We start from the raw sequence: 13318 nt of genomic DNA on the forward strand, positions 1-13318 counted from the left end.
TCTGACCGATGATCCAGCACGCTGCCCATGTCGCCTCGCCGTTCCCCGAACAAGCGCTGCCGCCGTGGCGGCGTGCGGTGCTCAAGGTTGGCAGCAGTCTGCTGGCAGCCGATGGCGGCGGCCTGTCGCCACGCCACGCGCTGGGCCTGGCGCAGTTCGTCTCGGCCAATGTCCTGGCCGGGCGCGAGGTGGTGATCGTGTCTTCCGGCGCGGTCGCTGCCGGGCGCGCAATCCTGCCTCGGGCCGATGAGCCTGGCGCGGCGATGGCGGCGAGGCAGGCCCTGGCCGCGCTCGGCCAGGCCCAGCTGATCGGGCTCTGGCAGCGCTTCTTCGAGCGCCCGGTGGCGCAGGTGCTGCTGACCCACGACGACCTGCGCAACCGCCGCCGCTACCTCAATGCACGCGCCACGTTGAGTGAACTGTTGCGCCTGGGCGCATTGCCGGTGGTCAACGAGAACGACACCGTGTCGGTGGATGAGCTCAAGCTCGGCGACAACGACAACCTGGCTGCCACCGTGGCGGCGCTGGTCGACGCCGATGCGCTGTTCATCGCTACCGATATCGATGGCCTGTACAGCGCCGACCCGCGCACCGTGGCCGATGCGCAGCCGTTGCACGACGTGCCGGAGCTGGGTGACGAGGTGCTGGCGATGGCGGGCGGCGCCGGCTCGCGCGCCGGTACCGGCGGCATGCGCACCAAGCTGGAGGCGGCGGCGAAGGCCGGGCGCCTGGGCATCGAAACCTATCTGTTCAATGGCCGCAGCGGTGACGTGGTGCGCGCGCTGGCGCAGGATCGCCTGTTCGGCACCCGCATCCATGCCGCACGCAGCCGCGAGGCCGCCCGCAAGCACTGGCTGCGGCATGCACCGCTGGCCGAGGGCGTGATCGTCATCGATGCCGGTGCGGCACAGGCGATGCGCGAGAAGGGGGCCTCGCTGCTGCCCGGTGGCATCACCGGTGCAGAGGGCGTGTTCCGCCGCGGCGATATGGTACAGGTGTGCTGGAACGCGCCGCAGGGCCGTGTCTGCGTGGCCCGTGGCGTCAGCCAGTATGCTGCCGACGACGTACGCCGGATTGCCGGCCACCATTCGCGCGACATCCAGGCCGTGCTCGGCTACAACTACGGCGGCAGCGTCGTCCATCGCGACGACCTGGTGCTGCCATGACCGGATTGAAGGACACACCGATGAGCGAGATCGAAGCGCAGGCGCGTGCCTGCCGTGATGCGGCGCAGATCGTTGCCGGCCTGGACAGTGCGGCACGACGCACGCTGCTGCTGGCGATGGCGCAGGCACTGGAGGTGAATGCCGGACTGATCCTGGCCGGCAATGCACGTGACCTCGCCGCCGCGCGCGAGAAGGGCGTGGGCAGCGCCATGCTCGATCGTCTGGCACTGGACCCGCCGCGCCTGTTCGCGATGGCCGAAGCCGTGCGCGAAGTGGCCGGATTGCCAGATCCTGTCGGCGAGGTCACCCGCGATGACGTGCGCCCGAACGGCATCCGCGTGCAGAAGGTGCGCGTGCCGCTGGGCGTGATCGCGATGATCTACGAGGCGCGCCCGAACGTGACCGCCGAAGCCGCGGCGCTGTGCCTGAAGGCGGGGAACGGCGTGATCCTGCGTGGTGGTTCCGAGGCAATTCACTCCAACACCGCGATCGCGCAGGCACTCGCCGGTGCGTTGAAGGCCAACGGCGTACCGCCGGCCGCCGTGACCGTGCTCACCGACCTGCGCCGCGAGGCGATGCTGGAACTGCTGCAGCTGCATGAGCTGATCGACCTGGCGATTCCGCGCGGTGGCGAAGGCCTGATCCGTTTCGTTGCCGAGCATGCGCGGGTACCGGTGATCAAGCACTACAAGGGCGTCTGTCATCTGTTCGTGGATGCCAGCGCCGACCTGGGCAAGGCCATCGACCTGCTGGTGGATGGCAAGTGCAGCCGGCCAGCCGCCTGCAATTCGCTGGAGACACTGCTGGTACACCGTGACGTAGCCGATTCGTTCCTGCCGCGCGTGGCGCAGGCGCTCGGCGAGCGCGGCGTGCAGCTGCGCGCCGATGCGCAGGCGCAGCCGCTGCTGCCGGGCAGCACGGCGGCGACCGAGGAGGACTACGCTGCCGAGTTCCTCGACCTTGTGCTGGCCGTGCGCGTGGTGGACGACCTCGATGCGGCCATCGCGCACATCCGCCGCTATACCTCCGATCACACCGAAGTGATCGCGACCGCAGACGCCGGCCATGCCGAGCGCTTCGTCACTGCGCTGCGCTCGGCGGTGGTGATGGTCAATGCCTCATCGCGCTTCTCCGATGGTGGCCAGCTGGGCCTGGGCAGCGAAATCGGCATTTCCACCACGCGCCTGCATGCCTATGGCCCGATGGGTCTGGAAGCGCTCACCGTCGAACGCTTCGTGGTGCGTGGCGAAGGGCAGACGCGCACATAAGTGGAACCACGCCATGCGTGGATGTTCTTCGCGGCAGACCCCGGTGCCGACCAAGGCCGGCACCCACCAGGCACAAGCGCCGACCAGGGTCGGCACCCCACCGGGTTGTCGGGCTACACCACCTCGCGGCGGATGCCGACCGGGCGTGCGTGATCATCCATATGCAGCGTGGCGGCCTTGCAGCCCATCAGGCGTTCGGCCAGGCCGGTGCTGGCACCCAGATCGGCGGCCACTTCGTTGAGGCTGGCCAGTGGCCGCGGCAGGCGACGCTCGCGGCCACGGAAGCGGGCACGGTTGTACTCGGCCCAACCGATCAGCAGCACGCTGGCGCACAACAGCATCAGCGGCAATGCCACCAGCACGTAGGGATCGAACTGGCTTTGCCGTTCGTACAGCTGCTGCCAGGCCAGCTGGCCGCCAACCAACCACGAGAACAGGGTCACCAGGGGCGCCCACAGGTAGAAGTAGAAGCCCCAGAACGCCAGGGTGACGAATCCCCAGGCGGTGCGCTGAAAGCGCGGCTGGCGGTGTGGCTTGCGGATCATCCGTGAGTCGAAGCGGTTGGACGGGCGTTGCGCGTTCATCGGATCCCCCGGTCAGGGCTGGTCCAGGTGGCGCGCTTGCTGCGACGGCGCAGCAGTGTCTTCGGCAGCGCCACCAGGGTGGTGGAAAGGCTGATCAGCCAGTACGCCATCGGGTACCAGATGACCCAGAAATAGTTGCGTCCAATCTGTGTTTCGTAACGCCGGTCGATGATCAGGCTGCTGGCGAACTGCAGCAGGCAGACCAGCGCCAGGATCACGCCATGCCACTGCGGCAGCAGGCTGGCGATATGCAGCTGCGGCGGCAGCTCGATGAACTTGCCCAGTGCCCACAGCAGCACGATGAACAACATGGTGTAGGCCCAGATCACGCTCAGCACGTACTCCAGCAGCACGCCCCACATGCGCCGCTCTTTCCAGTGCAGCAGCGAGCGCGCGTGACGCAGCATCACCTCCACGCCGCCCTGGGCCCAGCGCAGGCGCTGCCGCCACAGGCCCTTGAGGGTCTCCGGCATCAGGATGAAGCACAGCGCATTGGGTTCGTAGCGGATGTCCCAGTGCGCGCGCTGCAGGCGCCAGCTGATGTCGATGTCCTCGGTCACCATGTCATCCGACCACCAGCCCACCTGGTGCAGGGCGGTACGGCGGAAGCCGGCGATCACCCCGGAGATGGTGAAGATGCGCCCGTATACGCGCTGCGCGCGCTTGATCATGCCGATGATCGAGGAAAACTCGGCCACCTGCAGGCGTCCGAGCAGGGTGGAGCGGTTGCGGATGCGCGGGTTGCCGGTGACCGCACCGACCCGGTTGCCGCTGACCAGGTGCCAGACCATCCAGTGCAGCGCATGTTCCTCCAGCATTGCATCGCCGTCGATGCACACCAGGTACTCCGAGCGAGCGGCCAGTGCACCCATGCGCAGCGCATTGGCCTTGCCCAGGTTACGGTCCAGGTGCAATACGCGCAGCCGTGGGTGCCTTGCCGCCAGCACATCCAGCCGCGCGCCGGTGTCATCGCTGCTGCCATCATCGATGGCGATCACTTCGTAGTCGGCGGGGTAACGCTGGGCCAGCGCCGCAGTGAGCGTGTCATCCAGGTTCTCTGCCTCGTTGTGGCAAGGCACCAGCAGGCTCGCGAAGGGGGGATCGACCATCAATGGAGGATCGTTGCGTGGCCGCGAGTGGCGTTCGCGCCGGTAGTAGTAGTAGAGGCCGCCGGACATCCAGAAGAACGCCATCACCATCGGGTAGTAGAAGGCGAACTGGAACAGGACCTGCAGCAGCGGATGCATGTCCATGTCACTTCTCCGGGTACGGGAAGGTGCCGGCGGACATCGCCGCGCGGGCATCGCGGGTGGAGGGCTGGTCGGCGATGAAATCGTCCGGGTACCAGGCGAAGTGGTGCACGCCCTGCGCCTGCAACTGGCGGATCTGTGCGCGCAGGCGCTCGGCGGGAATCGGTTGCCCGTTGCGCCAATCGACGGTCTGCAGCTCGAACAGGGTGTGCTGCAGCTGCGGGTCGTGTGCGCGTACTGCGGCCAGCAGCTGGTCCAGCCAGCGCTCGGGGTGCTGGCTGCCTTCCATCCACGGCATCGCCATCAGCGCGGTCTGGTCATAGGCCTTGTTGAACAGGTCCAGGCGCTGCGCGAACCAGGCCTCGCTCTGCGGGCGGAGCACCGGCTCAGCGTACAGGTTGCGCACGGTGGCCAGTTTCGGGCGCCAGCGTTGCGCGCTGTCGCGCAGCGCCAGGGTGAAGCTGATCAGCGCCTGCGTGCGCGCGCTGCCATCGCCGCCGGCTGCCAGTGCCGGCAGCTCGGTGTCGCGCAGGTAGCCGTCGTCATGGAACAGCAGGCCTTCAAAGTAGGAATTGACCGCCAGGTCCTCGTAGATGTCGAGCATGATCTGGCGGGCCTTCGGGTTGGTGAAGTCCAACCGGTACATGCCATCGGGATCGCCGTTGCGGATCGCCAGCGCCTTGCGCTGCACCGGGTCGGGCAGCTCGAAGCCAAGCACCGGCAGCCATGCGTAGACCTTCACGCCGGCGCGGGATTTCAGCTGCCAGGCAACGCGGCTGAACAGGTCCGCACGCATCGGCATGTGCCGGTTGGGGAAGTACAGCGCATCGGCAGTGTTGTTGCCGTCCGGATCGGCGAACGCCTGCAGGTAGACGTGCGTCGGCGCGATGCGCTTGACCCGTTCGACCAGCGCATCGAGGTTGCGTGCCTGCTGCGTCGGGTCAGCGTCGTAGACATCATCCAGGTCGATCTGCAGGGCACGGATGCCATCGAGCGCGACATCGCGGCGCAGCTCGTAGGCCAGCCCTTCCACGGTCGGATTGTCGCTGACCAGGAAGCGCGCCAGGCCATGCAGGTCGCTGGCCACCGGCGTGCTGCGGCCCTCCAGATCGAAGGACACCGGCATGCCCAGCTGTTCGGCGATGTCGTTGCTCAACTGGTTGTAGGCGGCGTATGGCCAGACGATGGCGCGCGGGCGCACGCCCAGGTGCTGCTCGATGCGCTGCACGCTGCGCGAGAGATCGGCGCGCAGGCGCTGCTCATACTGCGTTTCAGTCTCGTACCTGTGCGTGGCCGGGCTGTAGATGCGGGTGACCACGGCGGGCGTTGAATTGCCCTGTGGATTGGCCAGCACGCCGTGGTGCAGGTCGTCGGTGTGGCTGGCCACTTCGATCAGGCCGCTGTCGTGCATCTGCTTCAGCTGCGCCCAGGTGACGAAGTCATCGCGGCCGAACGGACGGTAGCCGTAGTCGATGGTGCGGCCCGGAGCCATGTCCACGTAGTCGGTGATCACCGCCACCAGCGCCGGGTAGCGGTAGGCCTGCAGCAATGGGAAGGCCTTGTCGTAGACGCTGCGCAGGCCGTCATCGAAGGTCAGCAGCACAGGCTTGGGCGGCAGCGTGGCCCGGCCCTGCGAGGCATCGATCACCTGCGACAGCGAGACCGGGTGATAGCCATGCGCGCCCAGCCAGTCCAGGTGTGCGGCAAAGTTCTGCGTGCTCACCGCATAGGTATCGGCATCGCCCTTGGCCGCAACCTGGTCGCGGATGTCGTGGTAGCTGAGGATCAGCAGGCCATTGTCGATCGCATCGAGATGCGCGGCCTGCTGCGCCAAGGCCGGTGGCGTGATGGCCAGCAGCAGGAGCACGATCAGTCGCAGGAAGCAGGCCATGTCAGTCTCCCCAGCGCAGTGCGGCTTCGAAGCCGATATGTCGCTCGCGGTGGCCGTCGTAGACCGGCCGCGACCAGCGCACGCCGTACTCGAACACGCGGCCCGGGCCCAGCTGCCATTCGTGCATGTACGACACCGACGGCACCAGCGCACTGCCGAAGCCGTCCTGCCAGTAGTCGCCCAGCGAGACCGTCAGCCGGTGGCGGAAGTGGCGTTCGTAGTGCCGCCACAGCTGCTGGTCGATGCGCAGCCCGATCTCGATCATGCGGTCGCGCTTCGGGTTGAAGTAGGGCGCATCGTCGCGGCTGCCACGACTGGTGTAGGCACTGGCGAGGCCATCGATCAGCCAGCGCGGGCGGGTCAGCAGGCGCTGTTCAAGGCGGGTGCTGAACAGTTCGCGGTGGTTGCCATCGTCATAGCGGAAGCGGCTGGCGCCGAACGTCCAGTGGGTGAGCTCGCTGCGCCGGTAGTCCACCTGTGCGCTCACGCTGTCGGCGGTGATGCCGGCCGCGCGCGCCTGCATCGAGGCTTCCGGATCATTGCGCGCGGCCACCAGGCCGGCGTGCCAGTAATCGTTGAACTGCCAGCCGACGGCGGTCCGCAGGCCGGTATCGCCGATGTGGTCGTTGGCGCGCAGGACGGCCGCTTCCGCATCCAGCTGCCCGAAGCGGTAGCGCACGCCCGCACCCAGCCACAGGGGATCGATGCGCTGGTCCTGGAAATCGGTCGAGCGCCGGTCGGCCAGGGCGAACAACCGCCAGCGGTCATCAAGGATCGGTGTCTCCACTTCCACACCGTAGTGGCGATCGTTGTTGCCCAGTGGCGAGGTGCCACCGCCACCGGAGCTGCGGCCGATGTCGGTCCATGCCTTCAGCTGCCAGCCGCGATGCGCACGCCAGGCCTGGTCCATGCGTTCGACAGCCGGTTGGGTGGGATAGCGTGCGACCAGGTCATCGTGCAGCGGCCGCGCCAGGTCGTCGCGCTGCAGGGCGACGTAGGCCTCTTCCATGCCCAGCCGCGGTTCGATGTCACGCGGGTCCAGCGCGTGTGCCATCTGCTGTCGCTGCAGTGCCCTGCGTGGCCAGCCGCGCATCATGTAGACGCTGCCCAGCGCACTCTGCAGGCCTCCGTTGCCGGGCGCGATGTCCACCATCGACTCCAGATCGTGCTGCGCAGTGACCAGGTCGCCGCTGTAAGCGCGCACCATTGCCAGGTTGAGATCTGCCTCGTAGCGTGACCAGTTCGCGTACGGTGATTTGCCATTGCTCCAGCGCCACGCCGGCTCCTTGTCGCGCCATGCCTGCAGCAGGTCGATCGCCTTTTCCTGCTGCTCGCTTTCCAGGTAGGCGTAGGCCAGTTCCGAATGCGAGGCGTCGCGCGCCGGATCGCCAGCGACGGCCGCCTGCAGTACCGGAATGGCTTCTTCCGGGTGCAGGGTGCCCATCAACGAATCGCCCACGGCAGGCAGCACGTAGTCGGGCAGGGTGTGGCCTTCGGCCTGCAGGGCTCGTGCTTCCTCACGCACCTGTACATGGCGGCCCAGCCGGTTGAGCAGGATCAGCCGGTCCATGCGGATGCGCAGTGGGGCCTGCGAGGGTGGGGTGCCTTCGCCGCCGACGTAGCGCTGCATGCGCGCCAGGGTCGACTCGGCTTCTTCCAGGCGGCTGTCCTCGCTGCTGCTGTAGGCCAGGCTCCAGACCACGAGTTTGGCCAGGTAGTCGCCTTCCAGGCGCTGCTTCTGGGCGTCGTCGAACAGCTGCGGCCGCTGCTGGTACAGCTCCCAGGCGCGCCAGGCATTGCCGATGTCGCCCAGGGTCAGCACGCGCAGCTTGAACAGCAGATCGTCGTTGGGCTGCTGCTGGCTGGCGCGCTCGATTGCGCCGAGCGCATCCAGCCAGCGGGCCTGGTCGCGGTAGCGACCGATCTCGGCCAGGGCCGCGTCGCGGTCGGTCGGAGCGGCGCCGCTGGCCCAGGCCAGAGCGGTGCATGCGAGGCCGACGCAGAGCGCCAGCCGGCGGTGGACGACCATTGGGGACCCCCTTGGCTTCCGAACCAGACAACCCGTGAAAATGTGACGCAAATCACATGCCAGTATTTGGCGTGGCCGTGGCCCGCGTCACTCCCTTCGTGCGTTCCCGCCCATTGAAGACGGATACAACCCGGACAGCGACCTGCAATGTCTTGTCTGAAACGAGAGTCCCCCGCACACCGAGTGGTGGCCTGGGCGGCGCTGCCGCCCCCATGCCCGATGCCGGCACGCGGCAAGGAAGGGCATTCGTGGGCACTATCCGCCCGGAATTGTCAGTTCGGCGTCAAGATTGCCCGGTGTCTGACGAGCGGTAGGCGGGGCCGTCTGGCGGCCCCGGCCGGGCTACCAGAGATCTTCCAGCTTGCGGGGCTTGCAGGCGACCCACGAGGCGCACAGCATCAAGGTGGCGCAGCCGAACAGGAAGCTGAACGGGAGCGTCCAGCTATTGCTGACGGTATGCAGCCAGCCGACCAGGAACGGGCCCAGGCAGCTGAAGCTGTAGCCCACGCCCTGCATGAAGCCCGACAGCGCGGCCGAGCCGGCCGGGGTGCGGGTGCGCAGGTTGATCAGGGTCAGCGCCAGCGGGAAGGTGGACGGGCCGACGCCGAGCAGGCAGGCCCACAGCAGGGGCGCCTTCATCGGCGCCAGCAGCAGCCCGGTGAAGGCGATCACGAACGAGAAGAAGCCGATCAGCACCAGCGGGAACGGGTTCTGCATGCGTACCGCCATCGACGGAATGACCAGTGACGGCAGCAGGCCCAGTGCCGAGAACACGGCCACCATCACGCCGCCGAACGCGGGCGTGCCACCGGCCTCGACCACGATGCGCGGCAGCCAGGTGAACATCGAATAGGTCATCAGCGAGGTCATGCCGAACATCAGCGTCATGCTCCAGCCCAGCGACGTACGCCAGACCTTTCCGTGCGGCTGCGCGGTGGGATCGGCGGCGTCGGCCAGCGGCTTCGGTGCGCGCCTGGCCAGCACCAGCCACGGCAGCGCGGCGGCCAGTGCAAGCAGCGCCCACATGCCCAGCGACACGCGCCAGCCTGCAGCGTTGGCCACCGGTACTGCCAGTAGCGCCGGCAGCATCGTGCCCAGCTGCAGCACGCTGATGTAGAGCGTGCTCATGGTGCCGACCTTGTTGGCGAAGTAACGCTTCACCAGCGGCGGCACCACCACGTTGCCGATGCCCATGCCGGCCAGCGCGATTACCGAGCCCAGCAGCAGCGTGCCGACGTTGCCGGCGCTGGAGCGCAGCAGCAGGCCGGCCATCGCCATCGCCATCGCCAGCAGTGTGGTGCGTTCCAGGCCCAGGCGCCGCGCCAGTGCCGGCGTGGCCACGCCGAACAGCGCGAACGAGGCGGTCGGCAGCATGCCCAGCACGCCGGTCATGGTGGTGCCGAAGCCGAACTGCTGGCCGAGCACGTCCAGCAGCGGGGTGATCGAGGTGACCGCAGTGCGCAGGTTGACTGCTGCCAGCAGGATCGCGGCAAACGCGAGGACGCGACCGTGCAGCAGCGACGGCGAATCGGAAGTGGAGGAACTCATCGGTGGTCCTTGCAGGTGTCGCACGCCGCAGCAACGGCATGCAGCGCCGGCATCGGTCTACGCCGAAGCGGCAGGTGGGGGAGGGGGCTGCAGGTGGGCCGGCAGCGCGGCCATTGTACGTGTGCGCCCCGGCAAGGTCCCGTCATGCGGGCGGCCTGGCGCGGGGTACAAAAAAACCCGGAGGACAGTGATGTCTTCCAGGCTTCTTGGTGACCACCGAAGTGGTCGGGGAGACAGGATTCGAACCTGCGACCTCTACGTCCCGAACGTAGCGCTCTACCAGACTGAGCTACACCCCGAAGGGAGCCGCCTATTCTAGCGATTCACCCCGATGGCGGCAAGGGGTGAATGCTGTTTTCTTCACACCGCCGAAGCAGTGCCACCTCAGGGAACAAAAAAGCCTGGATGACTTCACCAGGCTTCAATGCGACCACGTGAGTGGTCGGGGAGACAGGATTCGAACCTGCGACCTCTACGTCCCGAACGTAGCGCTCTACCAGACTGAGCTACACCCCGAAGGAGCCGCCTAAGATACCGTGTGAAGGCCAAGGCGGCAAGGTTTTTTACAGCTCAGCGACGATTTTCGTTCTCGATGCGGTTCTGCTCGCGGGCTTCGAACCACATGCCGTTGAGGATGGCCACCGTCGAGGCGAGGCCGGCACCGAGAATCCAGGCGAAGTACCACATGGTCAATCTCCTTTGTTCAAGGGTGTGCCGACCGTCGGCCGGCACACCGGCAATCAGTAGGCGTTCGGGTTGTTGCCCATCTCTTCGGTGGTGGTCTTGCCCTTCAGCACGCGGTACACCCAGGTGGTGTAGGCGAGGATGATCGGCAGGAACACCCCCGTGGCCAGCAGCATGATCCACAGGGTCAGGTGGCTGGACGAGGCATCCCACACGGTCAGGCTGGAGGTGGGCTGGCTCGAGGACGGCAGCAGGAACGGGAAGATGGCGAAGCCGACGGTCAGGATGATGCCGGCGATGGCCGCACCGGAGGCGATGAAGGCCAGGCCGCCACGACGGGCACGCAGCAGCACCGCACTGGCCAGCAGGCCCGCCAGGCCGAGCAGCGGGGCCAGGATCGTGGCCGGCATCGCGCTGTAGTTGCGCATCCAGCCACCGGCGGCGCCGAGTTCGGCGGTCTTCAGCAGCGGATTGGTGGCGCCATCGGTAACCACCTGCGAGGTGATCTGGTAACCCGGCAGGCCGAAGGCCACCCAGGCGCCACCCACTGCGAACAGCACGAAGGCGATGATTGCCGCGATGCTGCCGAAGCGGGCCGCACGCTCGGCCACCGGGCCGTCGGTCTTGATCACCAGCATGGCCGCACCGTGGGCGACCAGCATCGACACGCTGAGCAGGCCGGCCAGCAGCGCGAAGGGCATCAGCAGGCCGAAGAACGAGCCGGTGTAGAAGATGCGCATGCTGTCATCGAAATGGAACGGAACGCCCAACAGCACGTTGCCCACGGCCACGCCCATGATCAGTGCGGGAATGAAGCCACCGATGAACAGCGCCCAGTCCCAGGTGTTGCGCCAGCGTTCGCTGGGCATCTTGCTGCGGAACTTGAAGCCGACCGGACGCAGGATCAGGGCGAACAGGATCACGAACATCGCCAGGTAGAAGCCAGAGAAGCTGACCGCATACAGTGGCGGCCAGGCGGCGAAGATCGCGCCGCCACCCAGGATCAGCCACACCTGGTTGCCTTCCCAGACCGGGCCGATGGTGTTGATCACCCGGCGGCGTTCGGCGTCAGTGCGGGCGACGAAGGGCAGCAGGGTGCCCACGCCCAGGTCGAAACCATCCATCACGGCGAAACCGATCAGCAGGATGCCGAGCAGCAGCCACCAGATCACGCGCAGCGTGGTGTAGTCCAGAAGAATGAAGTCCATCTTGGTTCTCCTGCCTCAGGCCTGGCCGGCGGCGGGCGCCGAGGCATTGTGGGAAGCATGCGGCTGGGGCGACTGCAGCGAAGGCAGCAGTTCGTCCGGACCCTTGCGGATCGCCTTGAGCATCAGCTTGATCTCGACCACGATCAGCGCGGTGTAGATCGCGGTGAAGCCGGCCAGGGTCAGCACGATTTCATGCAGGGCCAGGCCCGATGCCGCATAGAAGGTTGGCAGCACGCCATCGACCGCCCACGGCTGGCGACCATACTCGGCCACGAACCAGCCGCACTCGATCGCGATCCACGGTGCCGGCAGCGTCCACAGGGCCAGCTTGAGGAACCAGCGCTTGTCCTGGAAGTTGTTGCGGCACGAGTAGTAGAAGGCCAGCGCGAAGAAGGCGATCAGGTAGAAGCCCAGGCCGGCCATCACGCGGAAGGTCCAGAACAGCGGCATCACGCGCGGCACCGTGTCCATCGCCGCCTGCGAGATTTCCTGCGGGGTGGCGTTGAGGATGTCATCGCGGTAGCGCTTGAGCAGCAGGCCGTGGCCCAGGTCCTGCCAGTGGCGGTCGAACATCTCGCGTGCTTCCACGTCGTTCTTGTTCGCACGCAGGCGTTCCAGCGCGCCGTAGGCGAGCTGGCCGCCGCGCACGCGGTGTTCGGCGCGCTCGACCAGTTCCAGGATGCCTGGAATCGGCTGGTTCAACGAACGGGTGGCGATCAGGCCCATCAGGTAGGGGATCTTCACCGCATAGTCGTTCTGGTGGGTGTCCTGGTTCGGGATGCCGAAGGCGGTGAAGTCGGCCGGCGCACGCTCGGTCTCCCACATCGCTTCGATCGCGGCCAGCTTCATCTTCTGGTGTTCACTGGCGGCGTAACCGCTCTCGTCACCCAGCACCACCACCGACAGCGATGACAGCAGGCCGAACGCTGCGGCCACCGCGAACGAACGACGGGCCAGGTCCTTGTGCTTGTTGCGCAGCAGGAACAGGGCACTGATCGCCATCACGAATACCGCACCGGTCACGTAGCCGGCGCTGACGGTGTGCACGAACTTGGCCTGCGCCACCGGGTTGAACACCACCGCCATGAAGTCGACCACTTCCATGCGCATGGTTTCCGGGTTGAACACCGCACCGGTCGGGTTCTGCATCCAGCCATTGGCCACCAGGATCCAGATCGCCGACAGGTTGGTGCCCAACGCCATCAGCCAGGTCACCATCAGGTGCTTGACCTTGCTCAGGCGATTCCAGCCGAAGAAGAACAGGCCGACGAAGGTGGCTTCCAGGAAGAAGGCCATCAGGCCTTCGATCGCCAGCGGCGCACCGAAGATGTCACCCACGTAGTGGCTGTAGTAGGACCAGTTCATGCCGAACTGGAACTCCATGACAATGCCAGTGGCGACGCCCATGGCGAAGTTGATGCCGAACAGAACGCCCCAGAACAGGGTCATCCTGCGCCAGATCTCCTTGCCGGTCATCACGTACACGCTCTCCATGATGGCCACCATGAAGGACAGGCCGAGGGTGAGCGGTACGAATAGGAAGTGGTACATCGCGGTCAGCGCGAATTGCAGCCGCGACAGTTCTACGACTGTCTGATCAATCATGGCCTGGCTACCTCGTGGGATAGTGCCGTTGCAGGTGGCGGGAAGGGTGGTCTACGACGTGAATGATGTGACCGACTACTTCAAA

At 66.6% G+C, this 13318-nt stretch carries 10 protein-coding genes and 2 tRNA genes; 2 read left to right on the top strand and 10 right to left on the bottom strand.

Annotated elements, in window-relative coordinates:
* Positions 1–8 precede the first annotated feature (8 nt).
* Both proB and AC5P5V_RS10415 read left to right on the top strand, forming a co-directional pair.
* A complete protein-coding gene (proB, locus tag AC5P5V_RS10410; protein WP_231352212.1) occupies positions 9–1166 on the top strand; it encodes a glutamate 5-kinase in 1158 nt (385 codons plus the stop codon).
* Positions 1163–2434 carry a glutamate-5-semialdehyde dehydrogenase gene (locus AC5P5V_RS10415; RefSeq protein WP_095378133.1) on the top strand — a complete coding sequence of 424 codons (1272 nt, stop codon included), beginning with the start codon at positions 1163–1165 and terminating at the stop codon, positions 2432–2434. Before proB ends, AC5P5V_RS10415 begins: the two co-directional genes overlap by 4 nt.
* Before the next feature lie 113 nt (positions 2435–2547).
* Here the strand turns inward: AC5P5V_RS10415 and pgaD are convergent, their stop codons facing one another.
* The 10 genes from pgaD to AC5P5V_RS10465 form a co-directional block, all read right to left on the bottom strand.
* Positions 2548–3018 (bottom strand): poly-beta-1,6-N-acetyl-D-glucosamine biosynthesis protein PgaD, encoded by a 471-nt coding sequence (gene pgaD / locus AC5P5V_RS10420; protein ID WP_005417686.1) that lies wholly within the window; start codon positions 3016–3018, stop codon positions 2548–2550.
* Positions 3015–4271, bottom strand: coding sequence for a poly-beta-1,6-N-acetyl-D-glucosamine synthase (pgaC, locus tag AC5P5V_RS10425; RefSeq protein WP_061478032.1), 1257 nt, complete (start codon positions 4269–4271; stop codon positions 3015–3017). Before pgaC ends, pgaD begins: the two co-directional genes overlap by 4 nt.
* 1 nt (position 4272) lies before the next feature.
* The gene (pgaB, locus tag AC5P5V_RS10430) at positions 4273–6159 is read right to left on the bottom strand and encodes a poly-beta-1,6-N-acetyl-D-glucosamine N-deacetylase PgaB (RefSeq protein WP_134968849.1); all 1887 of its coding nucleotides are present in this window, start codon (positions 6157–6159) and stop codon (positions 4273–4275) included.
* 1 nt (position 6160) lies between these two features.
* Positions 6161–8188: a poly-beta-1,6 N-acetyl-D-glucosamine export porin PgaA gene (gene pgaA / locus AC5P5V_RS10435; protein ID WP_134968850.1), complete on the bottom strand. Its 2028-nt coding sequence runs from the start codon at positions 8186–8188 to the stop codon at positions 6161–6163.
* Between the two features lie 342 nt (positions 8189–8530).
* On the bottom strand, positions 8531–9736 hold the full coding sequence (locus tag AC5P5V_RS10440; RefSeq protein ID WP_231352211.1) for a CynX/NimT family MFS transporter: 1206 nt from the start codon (positions 9734–9736) through the stop codon (positions 8531–8533).
* Between the two features lie 222 nt (positions 9737–9958).
* A tRNA-Pro gene (locus AC5P5V_RS10445) sits at positions 9959–10035 on the bottom strand.
* Positions 10036–10175: 140 nt separating this feature from the next.
* Positions 10176–10252, bottom strand: a tRNA-Pro gene (locus AC5P5V_RS10450).
* A gap of 54 nt (positions 10253–10306) precedes the next feature.
* On the bottom strand, positions 10307–10423 hold the full coding sequence (gene cydX / locus AC5P5V_RS10455; RefSeq protein WP_021204639.1) for a cytochrome bd-I oxidase subunit CydX: 117 nt from the start codon (positions 10421–10423) through the stop codon (positions 10307–10309).
* Positions 10424–10476: 53 nt separating this feature from the next.
* Complete coding sequence (gene cydB / locus AC5P5V_RS10460) at positions 10477–11628, bottom strand: cytochrome d ubiquinol oxidase subunit II (RefSeq protein ID WP_134968852.1); 1152 nt, start codon at positions 11626–11628, stop codon at positions 10477–10479.
* Between the two features lie 15 nt (positions 11629–11643).
* Positions 11644–13233, bottom strand: coding sequence for a cytochrome ubiquinol oxidase subunit I (locus tag AC5P5V_RS10465; RefSeq protein ID WP_134968853.1), 1590 nt, complete (start codon positions 13231–13233; stop codon positions 11644–11646).
* Positions 13234–13318: the final 85 nt, after the last annotated feature.

The organism is Stenotrophomonas sp. YJH_SMC_130 (assembly GCF_059369035.1).

Coding starts and splice junctions, on each gene's coding strand:
- AC5P5V_RS10415 (WP_095378133.1), top strand. CDS start 1,163: ATGACCGGATTGAAGGACACACCGATGAGCGAGATCGAAGCGCAGGCG.
- pgaD (WP_005417686.1), bottom strand. CDS start 3,018: ATGAACGCGCAACGCCCGTCCAACCGCTTCGACTCACGGATGATCCGC.
- proB (WP_231352212.1), top strand. CDS start 9: ATGATCCAGCACGCTGCCCATGTCGCCTCGCCGTTCCCCGAACAAGCG.
- pgaA (WP_134968850.1), bottom strand. CDS start 8,188: ATGGTCGTCCACCGCCGGCTGGCGCTCTGCGTCGGCCTCGCATGCACC.
- pgaC (WP_061478032.1), bottom strand. CDS start 4,271: ATGGACATGCATCCGCTGCTGCAGGTCCTGTTCCAGTTCGCCTTCTAC.
- AC5P5V_RS10465 (WP_134968853.1), bottom strand. CDS start 13,233: ATGATTGATCAGACAGTCGTAGAACTGTCGCGGCTGCAATTCGCGCTG.
- AC5P5V_RS10440 (WP_231352211.1), bottom strand. CDS start 9,736: ATGAGTTCCTCCACTTCCGATTCGCCGTCGCTGCTGCACGGTCGCGTC.
- cydX (WP_021204639.1), bottom strand. CDS start 10,423: ATGTGGTACTTCGCCTGGATTCTCGGTGCCGGCCTCGCCTCGACGGTG.
- pgaB (WP_134968849.1), bottom strand. CDS start 6,159: ATGGCCTGCTTCCTGCGACTGATCGTGCTCCTGCTGCTGGCCATCACG.
- cydB (WP_134968852.1), bottom strand. CDS start 11,628: ATGGACTTCATTCTTCTGGACTACACCACGCTGCGCGTGATCTGGTGG.